The sequence below is a fragment of the Nocardioides psychrotolerans genome, from assembly GCF_943371775.1.
Lineage (GTDB): Bacteria > Actinomycetota > Actinomycetes > Propionibacteriales > Nocardioidaceae > Nocardioides > Nocardioides psychrotolerans_A.
In genome coordinates this window covers 1-23,463 of record NZ_CALRWD010000047.1, presented here as the reverse complement: position 1 = coordinate 23,463, position 23,463 = coordinate 1, and the positions used below count along the sequence as shown (strand labels likewise).

At 72.2% G+C, this 23,463-nt stretch carries 24 protein-coding genes and 1 tRNA gene; 7 read left to right on the top strand and 18 right to left on the bottom strand.

Annotated features, from left to right (window positions below):
* Positions 1-5 precede the first annotated feature (5 nt).
* From AAG827_RS14025 to rsmI, 4 genes are all read right to left on the bottom strand, one after another.
* On the bottom strand, positions 6-1,079 hold the full coding sequence (locus AAG827_RS14025; protein ID WP_341926694.1) for a transglycosylase family protein: 1,074 nt from the start codon (positions 1,077-1,079) through the stop codon (positions 6-8).
* A 297-nt stretch (positions 1,080-1,376) separates the two neighbouring features.
* Positions 1,377-2,279, bottom strand: coding sequence for a TatD family hydrolase (locus AAG827_RS14020; protein WP_341926692.1), 903 nt, complete (start codon positions 2,277-2,279; stop codon positions 1,377-1,379).
* Entirely contained in the window at positions 2,279-3,121 is an 843-nt protein-coding gene (locus AAG827_RS14015; RefSeq protein WP_341926691.1) for an alpha/beta fold hydrolase, read from the bottom strand. The genes AAG827_RS14020 and AAG827_RS14015 overlap by 1 nt, the downstream gene beginning before the upstream one ends.
* Positions 3,118-3,990, bottom strand: coding sequence for a 16S rRNA (cytidine(1402)-2'-O)-methyltransferase (rsmI, locus tag AAG827_RS14010; protein ID WP_341926690.1), 873 nt, complete (start codon positions 3,988-3,990; stop codon positions 3,118-3,120). Before rsmI ends, AAG827_RS14015 begins: the two co-directional genes overlap by 4 nt.
* A 50-nt stretch (positions 3,991-4,040) precedes the next feature.
* Here rsmI and AAG827_RS14005 point away from each other — a divergent pair, with 50 nt between their 5' ends.
* Both AAG827_RS14005 and AAG827_RS14000 read left to right on the top strand, forming a co-directional pair.
* Positions 4,041-5,687, top strand: a complete 1,647-nt coding sequence (locus tag AAG827_RS14005) for a phospholipid carrier-dependent glycosyltransferase (RefSeq protein ID WP_341926689.1) — start codon at positions 4,041-4,043, stop codon at positions 5,685-5,687.
* Positions 5,688-5,734: 47 nt separating this feature from the next.
* The gene (locus tag AAG827_RS14000; protein WP_341926688.1) at positions 5,735-6,157 is read left to right on the top strand and encodes a TIGR03618 family F420-dependent PPOX class oxidoreductase; all 423 of its coding nucleotides are present in this window, start codon (positions 5,735-5,737) and stop codon (positions 6,155-6,157) included.
* Here AAG827_RS14000 and AAG827_RS13995 read toward each other — a convergent pair.
* Positions 6,140-6,931, bottom strand: a complete 792-nt coding sequence (locus AAG827_RS13995) for a hypothetical protein (RefSeq protein WP_341926686.1) — start codon at positions 6,929-6,931, stop codon at positions 6,140-6,142. The two genes, AAG827_RS14000 and AAG827_RS13995, sit on opposite strands and share 18 nt — an antisense overlap.
* Positions 6,932-7,072: 141 nt before the next feature.
* Here AAG827_RS13995 and AAG827_RS13990 point away from each other — a divergent pair, with 141 nt between their 5' ends.
* On the top strand, positions 7,073-7,204 hold the full coding sequence (locus tag AAG827_RS13990) for a hypothetical protein (RefSeq protein ID WP_341926685.1): 132 nt from the start codon (positions 7,073-7,075) through the stop codon (positions 7,202-7,204).
* Between the two features lie 26 nt (positions 7,205-7,230).
* On the opposite strand, the gene AAG827_RS13985 is transcribed toward AAG827_RS13990, so the two are convergent.
* Together AAG827_RS13985 and AAG827_RS13980 are read right to left on the bottom strand one after the other, a co-directional pair.
* Positions 7,231-9,270 carry an ATP-binding protein gene (locus AAG827_RS13985; protein ID WP_341926683.1) on the bottom strand — a complete coding sequence of 680 codons (2,040 nt, stop codon included), beginning with the start codon at positions 9,268-9,270 and terminating at the stop codon, positions 7,231-7,233.
* Positions 9,267-10,169, bottom strand: coding sequence for a response regulator transcription factor (locus tag AAG827_RS13980; protein ID WP_341926682.1), 903 nt, complete (start codon positions 10,167-10,169; stop codon positions 9,267-9,269). The genes AAG827_RS13985 and AAG827_RS13980 overlap by 4 nt, the downstream gene beginning before the upstream one ends.
* 117 nt (positions 10,170-10,286) lie before the next feature.
* Here AAG827_RS13980 and AAG827_RS13975 point away from each other — a divergent pair, with 117 nt between their 5' ends.
* Positions 10,287-10,679, top strand: coding sequence for a response regulator (locus tag AAG827_RS13975; protein ID WP_341926681.1), 393 nt, complete (start codon positions 10,287-10,289; stop codon positions 10,677-10,679).
* 3 nt (positions 10,680-10,682) lie between these two features.
* Here the strand turns inward: AAG827_RS13975 and AAG827_RS13970 are convergent, their stop codons facing one another.
* The 3 genes from AAG827_RS13970 to AAG827_RS13960 form a co-directional block, all read right to left on the bottom strand.
* On the bottom strand, positions 10,683-11,255 hold the full coding sequence (locus AAG827_RS13970; protein WP_341926680.1) for a TetR/AcrR family transcriptional regulator: 573 nt from the start codon (positions 11,253-11,255) through the stop codon (positions 10,683-10,685).
* Between the two features lie 87 nt (positions 11,256-11,342).
* Positions 11,343-12,500 carry a sigma-70 family RNA polymerase sigma factor gene (locus tag AAG827_RS13965; RefSeq protein ID WP_341926679.1) on the bottom strand — a complete coding sequence of 386 codons (1,158 nt, stop codon included), beginning with the start codon at positions 12,498-12,500 and terminating at the stop codon, positions 11,343-11,345.
* Positions 12,501-12,507: 7 nt separating this feature from the next.
* A complete protein-coding gene (locus AAG827_RS13960; RefSeq protein ID WP_341926678.1) occupies positions 12,508-12,915 on the bottom strand; it encodes a YciI family protein in 408 nt (135 codons plus the stop codon).
* A 184-nt stretch (positions 12,916-13,099) separates the two neighbouring features.
* Here AAG827_RS13960 and AAG827_RS13955 point away from each other — a divergent pair, with 184 nt between their 5' ends.
* Entirely contained in the window at positions 13,100-14,371 is a 1,272-nt protein-coding gene (locus tag AAG827_RS13955) for an ATP-binding protein (RefSeq protein ID WP_341926677.1), read from the top strand.
* 101 nt (positions 14,372-14,472) lie between these two features.
* Here AAG827_RS13955 and AAG827_RS13950 read toward each other — a convergent pair.
* The 7 genes from AAG827_RS13950 to AAG827_RS13920 all read right to left on the bottom strand — a co-directional run bounded on the left by AAG827_RS13950 (position 14,473) and on the right by AAG827_RS13920 (position 19,724).
* Positions 14,473-14,548: transfer RNA gene (locus tag AAG827_RS13950), tRNA-Ala, on the bottom strand.
* Between the two features lie 71 nt (positions 14,549-14,619).
* Entirely contained in the window at positions 14,620-15,438 is an 819-nt protein-coding gene (locus AAG827_RS13945; protein WP_341926676.1) for a hypothetical protein, read from the bottom strand.
* Between the two features lie 96 nt (positions 15,439-15,534).
* On the bottom strand, positions 15,535-16,083 hold the full coding sequence (locus AAG827_RS13940; protein ID WP_341926708.1) for a GNAT family protein: 549 nt from the start codon (positions 16,081-16,083) through the stop codon (positions 15,535-15,537).
* Between the two features lie 46 nt (positions 16,084-16,129).
* Positions 16,130-16,621, bottom strand: coding sequence for a molybdenum cofactor synthesis domain-containing protein (locus AAG827_RS13935; RefSeq protein WP_341926675.1), 492 nt, complete (start codon positions 16,619-16,621; stop codon positions 16,130-16,132).
* Positions 16,618-17,103 carry a cyclic pyranopterin monophosphate synthase MoaC gene (gene moaC, locus AAG827_RS13930; RefSeq protein ID WP_309647650.1) on the bottom strand — a complete coding sequence of 162 codons (486 nt, stop codon included), beginning with the start codon at positions 17,101-17,103 and terminating at the stop codon, positions 16,618-16,620. Before moaC ends, AAG827_RS13935 begins: the two co-directional genes overlap by 4 nt.
* Positions 17,096-18,343 carry a gephyrin-like molybdotransferase Glp gene (gene glp / locus AAG827_RS13925; protein ID WP_341926673.1) on the bottom strand — a complete coding sequence of 416 codons (1,248 nt, stop codon included), beginning with the start codon at positions 18,341-18,343 and terminating at the stop codon, positions 17,096-17,098. Before glp ends, moaC begins: the two co-directional genes overlap by 8 nt.
* The gene (locus AAG827_RS13920) at positions 18,336-19,724 is read right to left on the bottom strand and encodes a UTP--glucose-1-phosphate uridylyltransferase (protein WP_341926672.1); all 1,389 of its coding nucleotides are present in this window, start codon (positions 19,722-19,724) and stop codon (positions 18,336-18,338) included. Before AAG827_RS13920 ends, glp begins: the two co-directional genes overlap by 8 nt.
* A gap of 23 nt (positions 19,725-19,747) precedes the next feature.
* On the opposite strand from AAG827_RS13920, the gene AAG827_RS13915 reads away from it, so the two are divergent.
* Positions 19,748-20,341, top strand: a complete 594-nt coding sequence (locus tag AAG827_RS13915; RefSeq protein ID WP_341926671.1) for a 5-formyltetrahydrofolate cyclo-ligase — start codon at positions 19,748-19,750, stop codon at positions 20,339-20,341.
* 19 nt (positions 20,342-20,360) lie between these two features.
* Here AAG827_RS13915 and AAG827_RS13910 read toward each other — a convergent pair whose 3' ends face one another.
* Positions 20,361-22,991, bottom strand: coding sequence for a penicillin acylase family protein (locus AAG827_RS13910; protein ID WP_341926670.1), 2,631 nt, complete (start codon positions 22,989-22,991; stop codon positions 20,361-20,363).
* Positions 22,992-23,098: 107 nt separating this feature from the next.
* Here AAG827_RS13910 and AAG827_RS13905 point away from each other — a divergent pair, with 107 nt between their 5' ends.
* Positions 23,099-23,416: an FmdB family zinc ribbon protein gene (locus tag AAG827_RS13905; protein WP_341926669.1), complete on the top strand. Its 318-nt coding sequence runs from the start codon at positions 23,099-23,101 to the stop codon at positions 23,414-23,416.
* The last annotated feature ends 47 nt before the right edge of the window (positions 23,417-23,463 follow it).

Genomic DNA, 23,463 nt, shown 5'->3' with positions numbered 1-23,463 from the left:
AGTGCTCAGGTCGGCAGACCCAAGGAGGCGGCACAGCCCGGCCACGATCCGTAGCCTCCGGTGGCGTCGCGCAGACGCGTCGCCACGGCGATCTGGGTCTCGCGGCTGTTCTCGCTGGGGAGACCGGTCCCGCCGTAGGCCTGCCACGTGCCGAGGTTGAACTGCAGCCCGCCGTAGTAGCCGTTGCCGGTGTTGATCGCCCAGTTGCCGCCGGACTCGCACCGGGCGAGGGCGTCCCACACGGTGGTGCCGGTGGCATAGGCCTCGACCGCCGGTGCGGTGCCGATCTCGACGATCTCGTCGACCGGAGCGCGGAGCACCTGCTGGCGCACGACCTTGCGCACGGTCAGCTCGCCGTTGCGGAAGACCAGGCGGTAGGTGACGTTGCGCAGACCGTCGCGGCCGCTGCGCACGACGCTCGTCTCGCCCTCGGTCATGGAGTCGTCCTCGCGCTCGACGGTGCCGAAGTCGACCCGCTCGCCCTGGACGCTCTTGCGGACCACACGGACGTTGGTGAAGACGATCCGGTCACCGTCGGCGACCACAGAGGCCGGACCCGGCTGGGTCTCGTCGGTGCGGTGCAGGACGACGCCCATCTCCTTCAGCGCGTCCTCGACGGTCAGCGCCACGACCGTCTTCTTGACGGCCTTCTTCGGCCCGATCTTGAAGGTGAGGTTCTTGGGGGTCACGACCTCGAGCTCGAGGCCGTCCCGGCTGATCGGGGCGCCACGGCTGGTGGACAGGTCGGCGTCGCGGAGCGTGAGGCCGATCTGCCCGAGCGCGGAGGCGACGTCGGTCGCGGTCACCCAGTGCGTCGTCTCGACCCCATCGACGTTGAGGTCGACCGGTCGGGCGTACTTGATGGTGATCTTGGAGCCGTCGGAGACGGTCTCGTCGAGACCGGGGGCGACGACGTCGCGGTCCGTGACCTCGATGCCCTCGTCCTCGAGGACCTCGCCGACGGTGTCCGCGAAGGAGGTGACCTCCTGCGTGCGGCCGTCGACCGACATGGTCACGGTGGTGCCCATCGACGCATAGCCGTAGGTGGTGCCCGCGACGGCGATGGCGGCGACACCCACGAGGGCGGCCAGGGCCCGCTTACTGCGGACCAGTCTTGCTAGCGTTGAGTGCTCATTGCTGGGCACGGTTCTCCGAACGTCGTCCTGCCCGGTCCTCGGGTGCCGGCGCGCCGCGCGGAGGAGCTGTCGCGGGCTGCGCGACGGGTGCACGGAGGGTGGTGAGCGCTGGTCAGATCGATCCCGATCCCGGCTGTCTGTCCTCCAGAACAACAGCGCGGCGGTGGGATTTGCAAACCCTCGACCCCTCCCAGGCGGGGCGGCGTGAGCCACGTCTCCCCGTTTTACCTGCTCAGCGGCCTACCAGGACCCCCCGAAGGCGGCCTCGGTGTTGGTGTCGACCGCGACGCACAGCTCCTCCAGGTCGTCGCCGCGGACCTGCGCCATCAGCCGCATCGTGAGCGGCACCAGGTAGGAGGCGTTGGGGCGACCGCGGTAGGGCGTGGGGGTGAGGTAGGGCGCGTCCGTCTCGACCAGCACCCGGTCCCGGGGGGCCACGGCGAGCGCGTCGCGCAGCGGCTGGGCGTTCTTGAAGGTGACCGTCCCGGCGAAGGACAGGTAGGCACCCCGGTCGAGGCAGCGGCGGGCGAAGGCGACGTCCCCGGAGAAGCAGTGCATGACCCAGCGCTGCGGCGCTCCCTCCTCGTCGAGGACCGCCAGCACCTCCTCGTGGGCGTCGCGGTCGTGGATCACGAGGGTCTTGTCGAGTCGCTTGGCCAGGTCGATGTGACGCCGGAACGACGCCACCTGGGCGGCACGACCCTCCTCGCCGGTGCGGAAGTGGTCGAGGCCGGTCTCCCCCACCGCGCGGACCTTGTCGTGCGCCTGGGCGAGTCGCTCGATCTCGTCCAGCGCCTCGTCCAGCAGGCCGGCCTCCGCCAGGCGGGGTGCCTCGTTGGGGTGCAGGGCGACCCCGGCCACGAGCGCGTCGTGCCGCTCGGCCGCCTCGACCGCCCAGCGGGCGCCGGGCAGGTCGCAGCCGATCTGGACGATGCGCGGCACCCCGACGGCGGCCGCGGCGGCGATGGCCTCCTCGGTGGCCAGCCAGTCACCGTCGGCGATGTCGAGGTGGCAGTGGTTGTCGACGACCGGATGGGGCAGTGGCTCGGGGGCCGGCGGTCGCTCCCGGTCGCGGCGGCTGCCGCTCTTCTCCTCGGTCGGGGCGCGTGAGCGGGTCGGCTCGCTCGTGGCGCCGTCGCTCATCACGCACCGACCCGGTCGAGGATCGCCTCCGCACAGGCCTCGGGGGCCTGCGTGGGGATCCAGTGGGTGACGCCGTGCAACGCGACGAAGCGGTAGGGGGCGTCGACGTACCTCTCGGTCAGCTCGGCGCCCTTGCGACCCAGCGCCACGTCGCCGTCGCTCCACAGCAGCGTGGTCGGGACGGTGACGTGCTGGCCGACGAGGCTCCGGTCGAGGAAGGGCAGCGCGCGGTACCAGTTCATCCCGCCCGTCAGGGCGCCGTCGTCGACGACCTCGCGCCGGCAGCGCGCGATCTCGTGGGGGGTCATGCCGGCGTGGGCGAGGGACCGGTCGAAGACCGAGCCCGGCCTGCGGGCGCTGAGCTCGGGGATCCGCGGCAGCTGGAAGAGCAGCATGTACCAGGAGCGGAGCAGCTGGTTGCTCGAGAGCATCGAGCGGAGGAAGGCCGTGGGGTGCGGCACCGAGACGGCCGTCAGGGTGCGCACCAGGTCCGGCTGACGCAGGGCCAGCGCCCAGGCCACGATCGCGCCCCAGTCGTGCCCGACGACGTGGACCGGGCCGCCGGCTCCGGCCGCCGCGACGAGCGCCGCCACGTCGTCGGAGAGCTCGGTGATCCGGTAGTCGCGCCGGCGCGGTGGTCGGGCGCGCGGCGCGTAGCCGCGCTGGTCCATCGCCAGCGTGCGGTAGCCCCGCTCGTGCAGCAGCGGCGCCACCGAGCGCCAGCAGGTCGCCCGCTCGGGGAAGCCGTGCAGCAGCACCACGACGTCACCCTCGATCGGGCCCTCGTCCAGCACGTCGAAGGTCAGCCCCGCGCGGTGGACCTCCGTGATCCGGGCGCTCACGCGCCGTGCACCAGGTTGTAGACCTCGCGCTTGGGCACGCCGGCCAGCTTGGCGACCTCGACGATCGACTCCTTGCGACTCATGCCCTGATCCTCCCGCTCCTGCACGGCGGCGCGCAGGCTGGTCTCGTCCGTGGAGACGACCGGCCCGCTCGTGCCCTCGACGACGATCGTGACCTCGCCGCGGACGCCCTCGGCGGCCCAGGCGACGAGGTCGGCCAGCGGGCCACGGCGCACTTCCTCGTGGGTCTTCGTCAGCTCGCGGCACACGGCCGCTGAGCGGTCATCGCCCCAGGCCTGCGCCATCGCCCGCAGCGCGACCTCGGTGCGGTGCGGCGCCTCGAAGAACACCATCGTCCGCTCCTCGCCGGCCAGGGCGCCGAGGCGTCGGGCCCGCTCGCCGGCCTTGCGCGGCAGGAAGCCCTCGAAGCAGAAGCGGTCGACCGGCAACCCGGAGACCGCGAGCGCGGTGAGGACCGCGGACGGTCCGGGCACGGCGGTGACCAGCACGTCGGCGGCGACGGCGGCCGCGACGAGCCGGTAGCCGGGGTCCGAGACGCTGGGCATGCCGGCGTCGGTCACGAGCAGCACCCGCTCCCCCGCGAGCAGCGCCTCGAGCAGCACCGGCGTGCGCGCCGACTCGTTGCCCTCGAAGTAGGACACGACGCGGCCGGTGATCGTGACCCCCAGGTCGCTGGTCAGCCGCTTGAGCCGCCGCGTGTCCTCGGCGGCGACCACGTCGGCGGTCGCGAGCTCGTCGGCCAGGCGCGGCGGGGCGTCGGCGACCCGACCGATCGGGGTGGCGGCGAGCACGAGCACGCCGGCGCCGCCTGCTCCCCCAGCCGTGTCCACGGGGCTCTTGTCAGTCACGGTCCCGATCATGGCAGCCCCCTCGCGACAGCCCCGTATCGTTCTCCAGCGTGAGGACCCCGGCCCGGCTGCGCGGCACCCTGGAGGAGCCGCTGGCCAGCTGGGGTGCGTCGATCGGCGTCGCGCTGCTGGCGCTGGTGCTGCGGCTGTGGCACCTGGGCTCGCCCCAGGTCTTCGAGTTCGACGAGACCTACTACGCCAAGGACGCGTGGTCGATGCTCAACCACGGCTACGTCCGCACCTACGTCGACGACGCCAACGAGCGCATCCTCGACGGCCAGACCACCGGCATCTGGAACGCCGACCCCTCGATGGTCGTGCACCCCGAGGTCGGCAAGTGGCTGATCGCCCTGGGCGAGAAGGCCTTCGGGATGGACCCCTTCGGCTGGCGCATCTCCGCCGCCGTCGTGGGTGCGCTGATGGTGCTGGTGATGTGCCGCCTGGCCAAGCGGGTGACGGGATCGACCGCCCTGGGGCTGGTCGCCGGCCTGCTGCTGACCTTCGACGGCCTGCACTTCGTCCTGTCGCGCCTGGCCCTGCTCGACATCTTCCTCGCGTTCTTCCTGCTCAGCGCCGTCACCTGCCTGGTGGTGGACCGCGACTGGCACCGCGCCCGGATGGCGCGCGCCGTCCAGGTCGACGGCACCGACGGTCTCGTCGCGGCCCGGTCGTGGGGGCCGGTCCGCCCGCTGCTGGTCCGCCCGTGGCTGCTGCTCGGCGGGGTGTGCTTCGGGCTCGCCCTCGGCACGAAGTGGACCGCGGCCTTCCCCCTGGCGGCGTTCGGGGTCCTGGTGTGGCTGTGGAGCGCCGGCGCCCGCCGCTCGGTCGGCGTGCGCTGGCCGGTGCTGCGCTCCGCCGTCGTCGACGGCGTCCCCGCCTTCGTGCAGCTGGTGGTGGTCGCGTTCCTCGTCTACGTCGCGACGTGGACCGGCTGGCTGCTCAACGCCAGCGCCTACGAGGACGCCCTCTCCTCCACGCAGTACACCCGCTTCGTCGCCGAGGGTGCCACCTGCGACGACGAGCCGACGTTGGACGACGACCGGTGGCCGACCGCGACCGAGCCCGACGCGACCGGGGTCGCCGAGGCCTGGCAGTCGCTGCGGTCGCTGACCAGCTACCACCAGGACCTCTACACCTTCCACGCGCACTTCCTGAACTGCAGCGAGCACACCTACCAGTCGCAGCCCCGGGGCTGGCTCCTGCTCAACCGGCCGGTCGGGGTCGCCGCCGACACCGGCATCGAGCCCGGCACCCGGGGTTGCCAGGCACCGCAGGGCAGCAGCTGCCTGCGCCAGGTGCTGCTGCTGGGCACGCCCGTCCTGTGGTGGGGCGGCATCGTCGCGCTGCTCTTCGCCATGGTGATGTGGGTCGGTGCCCGGGACTGGCGCTTCGGCCTCACCGTCGTCGGGGCCGCGTCGACCTGGCTGCCGTGGCTGCAGTACGACGACCGGCCGATCTTCCTGTTCTACGCGATGCCGATCCTGCCGTTCATGATCCTCGCGATCACGCTGGCCATCGGCAGGCTCGTCGGCCCCTCCTCCCACCCCTCGCCCCGTCGCACGACGGGCGTGGTGCTGGCCGGCTCGTTCGTCGTGCTGGTGCTGATCAACTTCGCGTGGTTCTGGCCGATCTACACCCACGAGCTGCTCACCCGGGCCGAGTGGCTCGACCGGATCTGGTTCACCCGCTGGATCTAGGGCCCCAGCGCCCCGGCCCCCAACCCGGCCGCCGCTAGTCTCGGACCATGACCTCGTGGCGCCCCGGCTGGGGAGACTTCCCCCAGCCCCTGCTGGACTTCTGGACCGAGCGCCACCTGTGCACGCTGACGACGCTGCGCCCCGACGGCCGGCTCCACGTGGTGCCGGTGGGCGTCGCGCTCGACCACGAGGAGCAGTGCGCCTGGGTCATCACCAGCGCCACGTCGCGCAAGGCGCTCAACCTGCTCGAGCGGGGGCAGGTGGCCGCGTGCGCGGTCGACGGGGCCCGGTGGTCGACGCTGGAGGGTCACGGGGTCGTCGTCGACGACGCGGCCTCGGTGGCGCGGGCGTGCGAGCGCTACGCCTCGCGCTACCGCGTGCCGCGGGAGAACCCGACGCGCGTGGCGATCCGCATCGACGTGGACCGCTTCGTGGGCTCGACCGGGCTCTTCTCAGCCGGCCTGGGCTGACTCGTCCCGAGGCGCCTCGTCGAGGCAGGAGTCGGCGTAGGCGACCAGGTCGCGGGCGTTGAAGTGGGACGGGTCGTCGTGGAAGCCCTCGACGATCAGCTGCGTCACGTCGGCACCGCGCTCGCGCAGCCCCGACGACAGCGGCCCGGCGTTCTCCTTGAAGATCACCCACTGGTCGCCGCGCGAGGCGACGATGCGGTAGCGGACGCTGACCGGCAGGGACTCCACGTTGGCCACGGGATTGCGGTCGGGCGGCACCTGGCCGGCGAAGGCCTTGTAGATGAAGCCCGGGCCACCGGGCACCTCGTCCATCTCGGTGAGCGCGATGGCCGGCTTCACGCCGTACCAGCAGTTGGGGGCCTTGACGCCGTGGATGAGGGCGTTGAGCGAGACCGAGCCACCCATGGAGCCCGAGACCCACAGGGTGACCGGGAGGCCGGTCCTCTCCTCGGCCCAGTCGACCAGCAGCTCCGCGTCGCGGGTCGAGGCCGGGTTGCCCCAGGACTGGGCGTGGAAGTTGGACGAGGCGATGGCGTAGCCCTCGCGACGCAGCGCGTCGAGCCACGGGCCGTCGATGCGGTCGTTGACGTTGCCGCCCTGGCCGTGGAACCAGACCACGAGGCCCTTGGGCTCGATGCCCTCACCGGGCGTGGTCAGGCGGACCTCCTCGCCGGCGAGGCTGCCCCGGAGGGTCTCGCTGGGCGGCTGGCCCGTGGACCCGGTCGTCAGCAGGACCGCCACGAGGGCGAGCGCGATCACGAACGCACTGCGCATCGGCCATCACCCCCACTCGTGCCGGGCCGGTGACCAGAATATCCGGCCCGTCCGACACTGCGGCAATCCTGGTCGATCTGCGGGCCACACGCGCGGTCCAGACCGGTGATTGAGACCGTCGGTAACGGGCACCGTGGGCTCATGACCCGCCTGCTCACGATCGTGCCGAGCCGCCTGCTGATGCGTCGCTCGTGCCGCACCTGCCGCACCGTCCCGGTCGAGCGACCCGGCATGGTCTGCTCGCCGCAGTGCTTCGAGGGCCGCGGCCGCTGAGCCGTGGCCCGCGGTGCGGTCGCTGCTCACGCAGCCGGCAGGTCGAAGGCGAAGGTCGTGCCGCTCGAGTGTCCCTCCGGCGCTGACCTGCACGTGATCTCGCCACCATGGCGTTGCACGATGGTGCGGCAGATGGCCAGTCCCAGCCCTGTCCCGACATAGCTCGAGTCCTCGGCGTGCGCGCGGTGGAAGCGGTCGAAGATCGCCTCACGCTGCTGGGCCGGGACCCCGATGCCGTTGTCCGTCATCTCGACCACCACCCGGTCCCCGGCCCGGGTGCCGCTCACGACCACCCGCGGCACCGTGTCCGGTGCGACGTACTTGAGGGCGTTGCCGATCAGGTTGGACACCAGCTGGCGGACCAGGTCGACGTCGACGAGGACCGGTGGGATGGGTCCGACGCAGACCGAGGCAGATGCTCCCGACTCGCCCGCCACCTCCGTGACGAGGCCGTCGTCACCGCCCAACGTGCAGGCCACCGGCTCCATCCGGCCCCCGGCGGCAGTCGCCTGGAGCAGCAGGTCGGAGATGAGCTCCTCCATGCGGACCGTCGCGACGAGGGCTCGCTCCATGGCGCGACGCACCATGGGGGGCTGGCCCTGCGCCCCGACCTCACCGCCCTCGAGGTCGGGCACCAGCCCACCGAGCGCCACGTCCAACCACCCGTGCATGACGGTCAGGGGGCTGCGCAGGTCGTGGGCGACCACCTCAGCGAACTCGGTGAGCCGGTTGCTGTGGTCGCGTTCGTCGGTCACGTCTCGGTAGACCACCATCGCCGCCGTGGCCGCGCCCCCCTGATCCCCACCGGTCAGTGCCGAGGCCGTCACCGAGAGCACCCGCTGGCTGCCGTCACCCCGGCAGAGCACGAGGTCGTGCGCCGGGACCGTGCCCTCACGGAGAGCGCGCGCCGATGGATGCTCATCGGCAGGCAGCTCGGTGCCGTCCAGGCGCAGCACCTGGTAGTCGCGGGCCGACTCCCGGTAGCCCGTGGTGCTCGACGCCAGCAGTGACCGGGCGGCTGAGTTGGTCCGCACGAGCGTGCCCTGGTGGTCGATGACCACCAGCCCCTCGCTCATCGACTCGGTCATCGCGTCGAGGAGCTCAGCGCGCGCTGCCGTCTCCTGCTGGGAGTCACGCAGCTCGCGGACCAGCGAGACGCGCTGGTCGCGGCCCGTGGCCAGTGCCAGCACGGTGAGGAGCTGGGTCAGCAGGTAGGCCTGGGTCACGAGTGCCTGCGTCTCGACAGCACCCAGGTCCCCGAAGGGCCCCCTGCCCGCCAGTGTCGCCACCAGCGCCAACGCCCCGAAGCAGGCCGAGTGCAGCGCCGCGGCGAACGTCGGGAAACGCGTGGCGCTCCAGACACCGATGACGAGCGGCAGGAACGAGAGGGGCAGCCCCGACTGGAGGAAGACCGCGCCGTAGGCCGCGACCGAGACCGCGAGCAGCCCGATCAGCTCAGGGACACGCGAGCGTGGCACGAGCACCCATCGCCCCCTCGACCGAGACTCGCGGACCCACTCCCAGGCGAGGTGCCCGACGGCGCCCACGAGGAAGACACCGGCGAGGTTGCGCGCCCACCAGTCCAGGAGGACCAGCCCCTGCACAGGTGCGTCCGTCGCCGTGACCACGCCCGCGCCGATGACCGCGCCCACACCGGTGGCGACCAGGACCGCGGCACTGCCCCGCACCAGGACACCGGGCTCGTGCACGCTCACGGACCCGCCCGCTCCGAGGATGCCCGGGCACCAGCGCCGCAGCAGCGTCACCATCAGCAGTGTCTGGACGAATCCCGCGACCACCAACGCGGCCGTCACTCCTGGTGCGGCACCGCTGACGGTCGAGAGCACGCCGCGGGTGACGGCCATGGCGGCGAGGCAGAGCACGGCTCCACGCGTCGTCTCCTGGGACATCAGCCACAGGAGTGCCAGGCCCGCCGCGGGCGCGACCAAGCCCACGGACGACGCATCGGCAGCGGTGGACCGGCTCAGCAGCACCAGGAGTGCGAAGGCCGCCCACCAGACCGCGAAGGCGCCGGCTTGGCTCCGGCCACCCGAGATCCCTGTCATGCGGAGCCTTCCGTGGCCGTGCGTGCGTCCCGGACGAGCTGACCGGCACGCCGCGCGAGCTCGGCCGCACGACCCAGCGCAGCCTCGCGGTCGTTGCCCGGAGCGGCCGCGGTGTGGACCGCCACCTGGAGCGCCGCGACGGCCGCCTCGAGCTCGGCCAAGGTGGACCTCGAGCCGGGCCCACCGACCGGCGAGGGCACGACCGCAGCCGTGGCAGTAGCGATCCAGCGGTAGCCGACCCCGCTCTCGGTCCGCACGAAGTGCGGCTCCTTGACGTCGTCGTGGAGCTTGCTGCGCAACGAGCGCATGTGGACCCTCAACGAGGTCTGGGTCTCGGCTCCGTGGGTGGCGTCCCACACCTGCGTGACCAGCCAGCGGTGCGTCAGCAGCCGACCGGGATGTCGCGTGAGCGCCTCCAGCAGTCGCCACTCGATGGAGGTGAGACGTTCCTCCGTCCCGTCGAGGAGCAGTCGCTGGGTCTCGACGTCCACGCACACCGGCCCGAAGCAGCGGCGCAGACCGCCGTCGTCCTGGGACGTGGCGGCCCGTCTCGCGACCGCTCTCAGACGCGCTGCCAGCTCGCGGGGCTCGAACGGCTTCTGGAGGAAGTCGTCAGCACCGGCGTCCAGCGCGTCGGCACGACTGCCACGGCGGCTCGTCCCGCTCAGGACCAGCAGCGGAGCCGCACTCCAGCTGCGGATCTCCCTGATGACGTCGATCCCGGACATGTCGGGCAGCCCGAGGTCCAGCAGGACGAGGTCGGGTTCCTGGCGACGCGCCAGGTCCAGCCCCTGGGCGCCGGTCGACGCGAACAGCGCGTGGTAGCCGAAGTGCACCAGGAGCTCCTCGAGGAGGAGGTTGATCTCCTTGTCGTCCTCGATCACCAGCACCGTCGGCATGGGCTCACGTTATGGTGCCGAGCGCTGGAAGGTAAACACATCGGTCCTTTACGGGTCCTTCACGTGTCGCACCGCCAACGGCTGCGCCAGGCGGCGCCCTGCCCCCAACCTGGTGACATGGCCGCCATCCTCGTCGCCGACGACGACCCCGACATCCGCGAGATCGTCGCGCTCATCCTCGAGGTGGCCGGCCACGAGGTCAGCACCGTCGCTGACGGGCCTGCCGCCGTCGCAGCGATCAGGCACCAGGCCTACGACCTGGTCGTCCTCGACAACACGATGCCCGTGATGTCCGGCCTCGAGGTCCTCCGCATCTGCCAGGACCTCGAGCCCTGCCGCCGCCCGATCTTCCTGATGCTCTCGGCGCTCAACGGCCGCCGCGACGTGCGGGCAGCGTTGGACGCCGGCGCCGACTCCTTCCTGCCGAAGCCGTTCGAGGGCCATCGGTTGGTCACGTGCATCCACGACCTCCTGGAGGCAGGCCGCCTCGAGCAGCCCGCGGGCTGCTGAGCATCAGGAAGGCGCGACGGCCCCTGCGTCGAGCGCCAGCGCCTCGACGAGCCTCAGTGCCCACTCCAGCGTCGCCGGGTCCTCGGGAAGGTGGCTCTGCTCGAAGCCGACCAGGAGGTACATGCCGGCCTTGGCGAGCCTCGCGGACAGGTGCGGGTCACCGGTCACCGCCAGGAAGGCGGCACTGACCGCCTCGAGGCGCTCCTGGTCGACCTGGGCGACGACCCGGCCGACGTCGGCGTCGATCCCGCCCCAGACCCGGATGGCGGCCTCGGCACGGTGCGGGAGGGCCATCGCCGCCGCCACGAGGTCGTCGAGCCGGTGCAGGTCGTCGGGCTGGCTGGCCGCGAGCCTCGCCACGCGCAGCGTGCCGTCCTCACGCCAGAAGTCGAGCAGCTGGTCGGTGAACTCCTTCCAGCTGCTGAAGGAGTGGTAGAACGCGCCGGTCGTCAGCCCCATCCGCCGGCACAGGGCGCGGACCTTGAGGGCGCCGTAGCCCTCGTCGGCGAGGACGTCGAGCGCGGCGTCGTAGAACTTGCCCTCGGTGGAGGTCCGGGGCATCCGGTCGGTCGTCATCGGCTCCTCCTCGGTCGGGCACGGGACGGGCGGTCGCGACCCCATCATCTCCACAGGAGCCCGGGAGATGGTGAACAACCCCGGCGATCACCCCCGCAGCCGGGCGTTGAGCCGGGCCGCCTGCCGGGTCAGGTGGTCGCGCTCGGCGAGGTCGTGCGCGTGCAGCGCGGCATCGGCGTAGAGCCGGGCGGCCAGGGCGAGGTCGCCGTCGCGCTCGTGGAGGTACGCCGCCACGGCGGTGTGGCGGGGCACCTCGGTCCCCACGCCCGCGAGGGCGGCCAGCCCGGCGCGGGGGCCGTCGGCCTCACCGACCGCGACCGCGCGGTTGAGCCGGACGACGGGGCTGTCGGTGAGCCGCACGAGCTCGTCGTACCACTCGACGACCTGCACCCAGTCGGTCTCCTCGGCGGCGGGCGCGTCGGCGTGCAGCGCCGCGATCGCGGCCTGCGCCTGGAACTCCCCCAGTCGGTTGCGGGCGAGGGCGGCCTGCAGGATCGTGATGCCCTCGGCGATCGCGGCTGTGTCCCACCGGCTGCGATCCTGCTCGGCGAGCGGGACCAGGCTGCCGTCGGGAGCGGTCCTGGCGGGCCGGCGCGCGTGGTGGAGCAGCATCAGCGCGAGCAGGCCGGAGACCTCGGGGTGCTCCACGATCGCCGCGAGCTGCCGGGTCAGCCGGATCGCCTCGACCGCGAGGTCGACATCGCCGGAGTAGCCCTCGTTGAAGACCAGGTAGAGCACCCGCAGGACGGTCGCGACGTCACCGGGCTCGTCGAGCCGCACCGCGGCGACCGTGCGCTTGGCGCGGCTGATCCGCTGCGCCATCGTCGCCTCGGGCACCAGGTAGGCCTGCGCCACCTGCCTCGTCGTGAGCCCGCCGACGGCGCGCAGGGTGAGCGCGACCGCGGAGGACGGCGTCAGGGAAGGGTGCGCACAGAGGAAGTAGAGCTGGAGCGTGTCGTCCAGCTCGTGCGTCGGTCCGGGAGTCGGCTCCTCCTCGACCCGCTCCTCGCGCCGACGACGGGCGACCTCCGACCGGCTCGCGTCGAGGAAGCGGCGCCACGCGACCGTGACCAGCCACGCCTTGGGATCCCGTGGCGGGTCGTCGGGCCAGGTCCGCCACGCCTCGACCAGGGCCTCCTGCACGGCGTCCTCGGCCGTCGCGAAGTCGGCCCCACGGCGGACGAGGATCCCGATCACGGCCGGCGTGAGGCCGCGCAGCAGGACCTCGTCCACCTGATGGGTCACAGCACGCTCAGTCGGTGATGGTGGGCGGCTCGGTCAGGAAGGGACGCAGCTCGAGCCACTCGTGGATCGGCCTGCCGCCGGCCCCGGGGGCCGCCGAGAGCTCACCCGCGAGCTCGAGCGCGCGGTCGTAGGTGTCGACGTCGATGACCATCCACCCCGCGATCAGGTCCTTGGTCTCGGCGAACGGGCCGTCGGTGATCGGCGGGCGCCCCTCGCCGTCGTAGCGGACGAACGTGCCCTCGGGCGACAACGCCTGCCCGTCGACGTACTCGCCGGTGCCCTCGAGCCGGGTGGCGAAGTCGTTCATGTACTGGATGTGGTCGGTGATCTCGTCCTGGGTCCACTGGTCCATCGGGACGTCGTTGACCCCGGTCGGAGCCCCTCGGTAGTGCTTGAGCAGCAGGTACTTGGCCATCGTGTTCCTCCTCGTCGGTGCGACCCATCCTGGTCGCTGTCACCTCTGGGACGGAACCGGGCGGCGCTTCTCGACACCGAGACCCGTCCTCACCGCGATGACCAGGCAGATCTGTCCGAAGGGACCATGTCCCCACCCGGGGTCGTCCCTAGGCTGGAGGTCCGTGCGCGGGAGGGAGTGGACCATGAGCGTGCCTGCGCTGAGCCTGGTGGACTCCGAAGCACTCCCCCCCGCCCCATCCGCACCGTCGCTGCCGGCGATGAGCCGCCTCGTGCAGGCAGTCCGCGACCTCGCGGCCGCGCGCGACCTCGAGCGCATCGTCGAGATCGTCCGTCACGCGGCACGGGAGCTGGTCGACGCCGACGGTGCGACGTTCGTGCTGCGCGACGCGGGCCAGTGCTTCTACGTCGACGAGGACGCCATCCAGCCCCTGTGGCGTGGACAGCGTTTTCCTCTCCAGGCCTGCATCAGCGGTTGGGCGATGCTGAACGGCGAGCAGGTCGTCATCCCCGACATCTACCTCGACGACCGGATCCCTCACGTCGCCTACCGACCCACGTTCGTGCGGAGCCTGGTGATGACGCCGATCCGCACGGCGGAGCCCGTGGGGTCGATCGGCACCTACTGGGCCGACGAGCACGAAGCCACCCCCGCCGAGCGGGAGCTGCTGCTGGCGCTGGCCGACAGCACCTCGGTCGCCATGGAGAGCATCCGGCTCCTCGACGAGCTCGAGGGCCGGGTCGCCGAGCGGACCCGCGAGCTCGAGGCCACCAACCGCGACCTCGCGGCGTTCGCGCACGTGGCGGCTCACGACCTCAAGGCACCCCTGGCGACCATCTCGGGCTATGCCGAGCTGATCGCCGACATGGAGGCTGCCTCCCTGAGTGCCGAGGGCACCAGCGCGCTGGGCGCCGTCCGACGCCAGGCCACCAGGATGTCCGACCTCATCGATGCGGTGCTCGCCTACAGCACCGCGACGACCACGGCGCTCGAGCTGGAGGTGGTCGACCTGGGCGAGGTCACCGCCAGCGTCCTGCGCGACCTCGAGGAGCTGATCGTCGCTCGCGGGGCGGAGGTCGAGGTGGGAGACCTGCCGTCGATGCGCGGCTGCGCCGCACTCCTGGAGCGGGTGGTCCAGAACCTGGTGGTCAACGCGATCAACTACGGCGACTCCGACGCACCGGTCGTGCACGTCGACGGCAAGGTCGTGGACGGGGCCGTCCGGTTGACCATCAGCGACAACGGCCTGGGGGTCGCTCCGGAGGAGCGCGAGACCATCTTCGACATGTTCATGCGTGGCCGGGCGGGCTCGCTCCAGCAGGGCTCGGGCATCGGGCTCGCCTTCGCGCGTCGGGTGGTCGCCCGACACGGTGGGACCCTGACGGTTTCCTCCGCCGAGGGTGGAGGCGCCTGCTTCACCCTGGAGCTGCCCGACTCGTCAGCGCAGCCGGGCTGAGAGGTCGATCCGCCCGATCGGCGACGGCGCGGCGTCACGCACGCGCCGGGCACGAGAAAGGCCCGCCACCGGCGTCTCTGCCGGTGACGGGCCTTCTCTGGTGGTGGAGCTGAGGGGATTCGAACCCCTGACCTTCTCATTGCGAACGAGACGCGCTACCAACTGCGCCACAGCCCCATCACGACGTCGGGGTGACCGACGTCGCGGGTCGAAACGTTAGCACCAGCCGTGCGGGCCGGCCGAATCGGTCAGGACCCGGTCGCCCGACGCGTTTCGTCGTCCTTGCGCGCAGCCTTGGCGGCACGCTCGGCCTCCTCGGCCCCACGGGCGAGAGCGCTGTCGATCTCTGTGCGGCCCGAGGTCCAGACGCCGGTGGAGTCGAGGTCGATGGTGCGGACCGTGCGGCGGGTGGCCGGCTCCTTCGTCACGTACGTCGGGAGGGTCACCGGCACCAGGTCCCAGGCGTCCGGGTCACGGGGGCGCTCGACCGCCACCGTCTCCTCGACGACCGCCACGATCTCCTCGGTGACCGGATCGTCGAGGTCGGTCGGCTCCTCGACCAGGAGGGGCAGCCGGCCCGCAGGGGCACCAGCACGCTCGCGCTTGACCATCAGTCGGCACGCGACCAACCAGGCGACGAACAGGCCCGCGGGGACGGCGAGGGAGGGCCAGGCGACGACGGACGTGGCCGCGAGGATCGCGACCACGACGGTGGCGACCAGGATCAGCGAGACGACCCGCAGGCGACGCTTGGCGGCACGGCGTGCGGCCTCGCGACGGGCGCGGAGCTGGACGGGGGTGGGCGGTGCAGCCGGCGCGGCCGGAGCGGCCGTGGTCGCGACGGCCACGCTCGTCGACTCCGCGGCGGCAGCGGGCTTGCCCGGCACGACGAGCCGGGCGCTGCTGCGGCTGGTCGGCTCGCGACGGGCGAGCACGCGCATCGTGTGGGAGAAGCGGTCCACCGAGCGGGTGCGGGCCACCTCCTCGTGGTGCTTGAGCGCCTTGGGGACGAGATAGACGGCCCACGCCACTGCCAGGGCTACGAAGATGAGTGCGCTCAGGTCCACGGGACTGAGGTTAGGTTCGCTACCCCGATCTGGGGCGGATGTCTAGTGGTGTGTCGCAAATTGCTCGTGGTGCTGGTGTGATTTCTGGGTCCGCGCTCAGGTCCCGGCGTCCAGCCGCGCGACCATCCCCCCGGGACACTCCTCGACGGTGACGGCGTAGATCCGGTGGTCGCGCCACGCGCCGTCGATGTGCAGGAACCGCGGGGCGTAGCCGACCTCGTGCAGGCCGAGCTTCTCCACGACCCGCAGGGAGTTGGAGTTCTCCGGGCGGATCGCGATCTCGATGCGGTGCAGCCCGGCGGTGGTGAAGCAGTGGTCGATCGCCATCGCGACGGCCCGCGGCATGACCCCGCGGCCGGCGACGTCGCGGTCGAGCCAGTAGCCGATCGAGGCGAACTGCGCCGAGCCGCGCACGATGTTGTTGACCGTCAGCTGCCCCGCGAAGCGGCCGTCGACGTCCACGGCGAAGGGGTAGGTCGTGCCCCGGTCGGCCTGGTGGCGCAGGCGCCTCACGAGCGCGCGGAACGTCGTGGCGCGCGCGTTCGTGCCGGGGGGCACCGTGGCGTCCCACGGCAGCAGCCACGCGGCGTTGCGCTGGCGGGCCGAGCGCCAGGCGTGGACGTCACGCCGGGCCAGCGGCCGCAGCGTGACGACCGGCGAGGTGCCGGAGGAGAGGCGGACCGGCCATGCCTTAATGGTCGCTCCCGACGATCTGCTCGACCGCGTGCACCAGGACCGGACGCAGCACCTCGAGACCGTCCTTCACGCCCCCGCGCGAGCCGGGCAGGTTGACCACCAGCGTGCTCCCGGCGACGCCGGCCAGGCCGCGCGACAGCATCGCGGTGGGGATGCCCGCCGCGACGCCGTAGGACCGGATCGCGTCGGCGATGCCCGGCACCTCGCGGTCGAGCAGCGGCCGGGTCGCCTCGGGCGTGCGGTCGGTCGGGGTGAGGCCGGTGCCACCGGTCGTCAGCACGGCCCGCGCACCCGCCGCGATCGCGGCCGCGATGGCTTCGCCCACCGGCTCCCCGTCCGGTACGACGACGGGCGTGCCGACCACGAAGCCGAGCTCGGCCAGGAACGACACGATCAGCGGGCCGGTCGTGTCCTCGTAGACACCGGCAGCAGCGCGGTTGGACGCGACGACGACGGCGGCGGGAAGTCCCTCGGCACCTGAGGTCATCGCGACCAGTCCCCCGACTTGCCCCCGGTCTTGGTCTCGACGCGCACGTCGGTGATCACGGCGGCCTTGTCGACCGCCTTGACCATGTCGATGACGGTGAGCGCGGCGACCGAGACGGCCGTCAGCGCCTCCATCTCCACACCGGTGCGGTCGGTCGTGCGCACGGTCGCGAGGATCTCGACGGCGTCGTCGGTGACGCTCAGGTCGACCGACACCGCCGACAGCGCGAGCGGGTGGCACAGCGGGATGAGCGCGGGCGTCTGCTTGGCGCCCATGATGCCCGCGAGCCGCGCGACGGCGAGGGTGTCGCCCTTGGGCACGCCCTCCCCCCGCAGCAGCGCGATCACCTCGGCCGACAGCAGCACGCGACCCGACGCGCGTGCCTCGCGCGCCGTGACGTCCTTGGCGGAGACGTCGACCATGCGGGCGGCTCCGCTCGCGTCGACGTGCGTCAGCCCGCCCTGTCCCCCGGCGTCAGCCATCGGTCGCTCCTCTGTCCAGCACCACGACCTGCACCTGCGCCCCGTCGACGACCTCGGTGAGCTCCTCGGGCACGACGATCAACGCGTTGGAGGCGGCGAGGTCACCCACGAGGTGCGACCCGGAGCCGCCGACCGCCTTGACCGTGACGGTGGCGCCGGACTCGTCGCGGGAGAAACGGCCGCGGAGGAACTGGCGCTTGCCCGACAGCGACGACACGCCACCCTCGAGCGTCGCGGTGACGGTCGGCTCGACGATCGGCTGCAGGCCCATCAGGGTGCGCATGGCCGGGCGGACGAACAGCTCGAAGGAGATGTACGACGACACGGGGTTGCCCGGCAGCGTGAAGATCGGGACCTGCCGCTCACCGACGACCCCGAAGCCCTGCGGCTTGCCCGGCTGCATCGCCACGCCACCGAACCAGACGGTGCCGAGCGTGCGCAGCGCGGCCTTGACGACGTCGAAGTCGCCCTGCGAGACCCCGCCCGACGTCACGACCAGGTCCGCGCCCTCGAGCTGCTCGTGCAGCAGGGCGAGGAACGCGTCCTGGTCGTCGGGCACGATGCCGACCCGGCGGGCGACCCCGCCGGCGCGGTCGACCGAGGCGGCGAGCAGGTAGGAGTTGCCGTCGTAGATCGAGTCGGCGCCCAGCTCCTCGCCCGGCGAGCGCAGCTCGGAGCCGGTCGAGAGGATGACGACGACGGGTCGCGGCCGCACCCGGACCGTCGGGCGACCGACGGAGGCCAGGAGGCCGAGGTGGCGCGGACCCAGCGGGGTGCCTGCCGAGATCAGGTGGTCGCCCTCGCGGACGTCACCGCCCGCGCGGCGGATGTGCTGGCCCAGGGCGGGAGCCTGGGTGATCCGCACGACGTCGGCACCACGGTCGGTCCACTCGTAGGGCACGACCGCGTCGGCACCCTCCGGCAGGGGCGCGCCGGTCATGATCTTGGCGACCGCGCCGGGAGCGATCCCCGCGGGACCGGCCCTGCCGGCACCGATCTCGCCGACCACGGGCAGCTCCACGGGCGCGTCCTCGGCGGCGGCCAGGACGTCCTCACGGCGCACGGCATAGCCGTCCATCGCGGAGTTGTCGAAGCGCGGCAGGGAGAGGGGGGCGGTGACGTCCTCGACGCAGACCAGGCCGAGCGCGTCCAGCAGCGCGACGTCGGCTGGCTCCGCGGGGACGAGGTCGGCGAGGACCTTGGCGCGGAAGTCGTCGACCGACAGGAGGGCGTCAGCCATCCGTCGGGCCGCCCAGCACCGTCGCCGGCGCGACCCGCTGCGCAGAGGTGGCGTCGAGCGCGACGTCGCCGACGATCTGCACGCCCTTGCCGAAGGTCCAGTCACCCTCGACCTTGAGCGAGGTGGCCTCGCGCATCGAGGGCGCACCCTCGGGGAAGCGCTTGTCGAACTCGCCGACCAGTTTGTAGTGGTCGGTGTCGAGGTCGACGAACGGCAGGTCGCTGGCGACCTGGTCGAGCACGAAGTCGGCGCCGATCTCGTAGACGTCGGAGCGCAGCACCAGCAGGTCGTTGGTCGTCTTGACCGGCACGAAACGGTCGCGCCCGACCTCGATCAGCTGCGAGCCCTCGAAGACCTCGATCGCCGCGCCCATGGCGGTCTCGATCTGGATCACCTCGGGGGTCGAGGAGTCGCCGGGGTCGACGTTCTTGACGTTGCGGATCAGCGGCAGGCCGAGGATGCCCTGGCGGACGTCCAGGGCCTCCTTCATCGCGACCAGGTCGAACCACAGGTTGTTGGTCGAGGTGAAGCGGTGGCGGTCGAGGTCGGCCAGGGAGGCGGCGTCGCCGGGAGGCGTCTGGGCGGTCTCGCGCAGCACGATGCGGCCGTCGTTCTTGCGACGGGCGAAGTGGCCGCCCTTGCGGTCGGAGGCGGTGCGACGCACGGCCTCGATCGCGAACGGCGCACCCGAGGTGGCGAACCAGCCGGCGACGCGCGCGTCGGGCACGGCGCCGAGGTTGTCGGAATTGGACACGAAGACGTAGCGGAAGCCGCGCTCGATGAGCAGGTCGAGCAGGCCGGTGCCGCGCAGCGCGGTGTAGAGGTCGCCGTGCCCGGGCGGACACCACTCGAGGTCGGGGTCCTTGGGATAGGACACCGGTGAGAGGTCCTTCTTCAGCAGCTTGGGCTCCTTGTTCTGCAGGAACTCCAGCGGCAGGCCCTCGACCTGCAGCGCGTCGTAGCGACCGAGGGCGGCCAGGGTGTCCGCAGAGGTGCGGAAGGAGTTCATGAAGATCAGCGGCAGCGTGGCGTCGTAGTGCTCACGCAGGTGCAGGACCTGGCGGGCGATGATGTCGAGGAAGGACAGCCCGCGACGCACGCACAGCAGCGACTTGGCGCGGTCCATGCCCATCGACGTGCCGAGACCGCCGTTGAGCTTGATGACGGCGGTGGCGCGCACGGCCGCGGCGGCGTCCTCGTCGGACACCTGCACGTCGGTCAGGGCCGGCATGTCGACGGGGTCGATCGACGTCTCCGGGATCATCCCGGTCTCGCCGTGCTCGAGGAGCCGGAAGTAGTGGGCGAAGGTCTCGATCGCGACCTCGTCCACCCCCGCGTCGAGCATCTTGTCGCGCGCCTTGTTCAGTCCAGCACTACCCATGCCACCGATCGTAGGCTTGACCGGTGCCCCCGTCGCAACCCAGCCCAGGTCCGATGGCCAAGGCCGCGTTGCGCGACCAGCTGCTCACCGCCCGTCGACGACGCCCCGTGGTCGAGATCGGCCAGTCGGCACAGGCGATCTGCGCCCACCTCCTCGCCGCCGATCCCGTACGACGAGCCGCCAGCGTCGCGGCGTACGTCTCGGTCGGCACGGAGCCCGGCACCGCTCCCCTGCTGGACGCGCTGGTGGCGGCCGGCACACGGGTCCTCCTGCCGGTGCTGCTCGCAGATGGCGACCTCGACTGGGCGGCCTACGCAGGAGCGGGGTCGCTGGCCGCAGCCCGGCTCGGCCTGCTGGAGCCCACCGGGCCCCGGCTCGGTGTCGACGCGATCGCCACACCCGACGTCGTCCTGGTGCCGGGTCTCGCGGTCGACGACCGCGGGATGCGGATGGGGCGCGGCGGCGGGTCCTACGACCGGGCGCTGGCCCGGGTGCCGGTCGGGACGTTCACCTGCGTGCTGCTCTTCGACGACGAGGTCGGCCGCGACGTGCCCGTGGAGCCCCACGACAGGCCCGTCGCCGCGGCCGTCACGCCGAGCGGTCTGCGCGTCTTCTAGGTCGTGCGCAGGGACGTGCTCAGTCCTCCGGCGGCACCAGCAGCAGCGTGTCGGCCTCGGCGGCGAGGACGTCCTCGCGACTGAAGGCCCACGGCAGCGTCTCGCCCTCGGCCCACAGGTCGGTCTGGTCGGTGTAGTGCTCGCTGAAGGGGTGCCCGGAGACGCCGGTCAGGTTGATCCACCTCGAGTCGTCGAGGTCGGAGAGCGACACGATCATCCGCATCGACGGGGCCGCGGTCACGGCATAACCCTCCGCCGCGTCCCACGAGGTGGCGTCGACGGTGGCGCTGCCGCCACCGACCTCCCAGCCCTCCCGGTTGAAGAGCCGCTCGACCACGCCGATGCCCGACTCGCCCAGGGTGCTCGAGCGCAGGTCGAGGGTGTGCAGGGCGCCCCACGACCAGTCGCCGGCGTGCGGTGCGAGGAGGGAGGTCATGTCGTTGCGGGCAGCGAGCAGTGCCGCGCGGATGACGTCGTCGCGGGTCTCGACCTCCAGCTCGGTGGTGACGTCGTCCCACCACGGCGAGTTGGGCTCGGCGAGCAGGCGCTCCATGACCGCCATCCAGCGCTGACCCCCGTCGGGCCAGACGTCCTCGGGCAGGTCGTCGTGGAAGGTCAGCTCGAGCAGGTTGCGCCACGTGACGTTGTAGTAGGCCGCGGCGGCGCTGTCCGCGGGCTGGTCGAGGTCCCAGTCGTCGAGCAGCCGCTGACCATCGTCGTTGTAGCCGCGACGCAGCTCGACGTCGAGCAGGTAGGGCACCAGCGTCGCCGCCATGGGGTTGCGGTCGTCGAGCTGGAGCTCGGCCATCTCGGCCATCGACAGCTCGCCCTCCTCCTCGAGGAGCTCGCGGATCCGCTGCGAGCGGAAGCCGCGGTCCCAGTCGTCGGTGAGGAAGTAGGGGTAGTCGTCGTCGGCCACGACGGCCTGGTTGGCCGCGACGACGAAGCCCTCCTCGGGGTCGAGCACGGTGGGCAGCCCGTCGAAGGGCACGTGCTCCCCGGTCCAGTCGTTCTCCGAGCGCCATCCGGCCGACGGCAACAGGCCGTCGTTGCCGGACTTGCGGATCGGGATCGACCCGGGCGCCTGGTAGCCGATGTGGCCCGCGGGGTCGGCGTAGACGAGGTTCTGCGCCGGCACCGCGAAGTCCGCGGCGGCCGCGCGGAAGGAGTCCCAGTCGGTGGCGGCGTTGAGGCCGAGGATCGCGTCGGCCGTCGGCGACGGCGTGAGGGCCGTCCAGGCCAGGGACACGGCGTGCTCCTCCCCGGGCGCGAGGTCGGCCGGACGCGACAGCGGCGCGACCTCGCCCACCTCGGCGAGCTGGTCGTCGACGTCGGAGAGGATCGGGCCGTGCGCGGTGGCGCGGATCGTGACCTCCACGTCGTCGCCGCCGGCCACCTCGATGGTCTCGGTGCGCACGGTCAGCGGGCGGTCGCGGCCGTCGTGGCGCCACGTGTCGCCGGTGATGCGCTCGACGTAGAGGTCGGTCACGTCGGGGCCGAGGTTGGTGAAGCCCCACGCGATGTCGGCGTTGTGCCCGATGATCACGCCCGGCACGCCGGAGAAGGTGAAGCCCGCGACGTCGATGGGGCACGCCGCCGTGATCTCGCGGCAGTGCAGGCCCATCTGCATCCACACGCCCGGCATCCCGATGCCGAGGTGGGGGTCGTTGGCGAGCATCGGCTCGCCGGTCGAGGTGTGGTCACCGTCGACGACCCAGGAGTTGCTCCCGATGCCGTCGCCGCGCCCCAGCCAGGCCGGCAGCCGCTCGAGACCCTCGCGCAGCGACGCCAGCGGCGCCACCTGGTCGGCGGTGAAGGCGGGGCGTCGTGGGTTGCGGGTGCCACCGGTGGTGGCGTCCTGCTCGAAGACCCCGTCCACGACGGCGCCCTGGTCCACGATCGGCGCCTGGTCCTCGGCGTCGTAGGCCGGGTAGAGCTCCATGGCCCGGTCGGCTCCGACGGCGTCGGTCGTCAGGACCCGGTCGATCTCCTCGCCCATGTTGCCGCGCAGGTCCCAGGCCATCGCCTTGAGCCAGGCGAGCGAGTCGACGGCCGTCCAGTCCTCGGGGACGTAGCCCAGTCCACCGGCGTTGAGCACGGTGTACTCCAGCGCGATCTCCGACGGGGAGTGCTCGGCGAGGTAGGCGTTGACCCCGTCGGCGTAGGACTCCAGCGCGGCGCGGGTGTCGGGCTCGATCAGCGCCAGCTCGCGCTCGGCGACCCGGCGCCAGCCCATCGTGCGCACGTAGAGGTCGGTCTCGAGGGCGTCCTCGCCGAACATCTCGGCCAGCCGCCCGGCCGTGGCGTGCCGACGCACGTCCATCTCGAAGAACCGCTCCTGGGCCTGCACGTAGCCCTGGGCGCGCATCAGGTCGTCCATGGTGTCGGCGTAGACCTGCGGGATGCCGTGCTCGTCGCGGACCACCTCGACGCCCGCCTCGAGGCCGGGCACCTCGATCGTGCCGGAGGTCTGGGGCAGCGGACGGCGCGCCAGCACGACGCCCGTGGCGAGGCCGGCGACGAGCACCAGGACCAGTCCGACGGCGACGTACGACGTCACGCGCAGGGCGCGCGGCAGCGACCGGAAGGTCTGCCACCGGGTGCGCTGGGCGCGCGGGGCTGGCTCGGGCGGCGCTGTGTCCTCGGTCATGGCGACACTCATTGTCGCCGTGCCCTAGAATTGGCAGTCGTCAGGGCGGAGTGCCAGAACGGGACCCCATGACCCCCTCCGCACCGACGCGCCACCTGAGGAGAACCGTGCCGACATACCAGTACGCCTGCACCGAGTGCGGGCACGACTTCGAGCAGTTCCAGAGCTTCAGCGACGACGCCCTCACGGAGTGCCCGCAGTGCCAGGGCAGGCTCCGCAAGGTCTTCAACGCCGTCGGCGTCGTCTTCAAGGGCTCGGGCTTCTACCGCACCGACAGCCGGTCGAGCTCGACCGCCTCCGAGCCGGCCGCCTCGTCCTCCTCGTCGTCCGGCGACAGCAGCTCCGCGACGTCGACCACGACCGAGACGAAGACGGAGAAGAAGGCCGACCCCAAGCCGTCGGCGCCGGCTCCTTCTGCCTCCTGACCCACCCGCACGCGCCCCGGCCCTGCCGGGGCCTGTGGAGAGCCGCT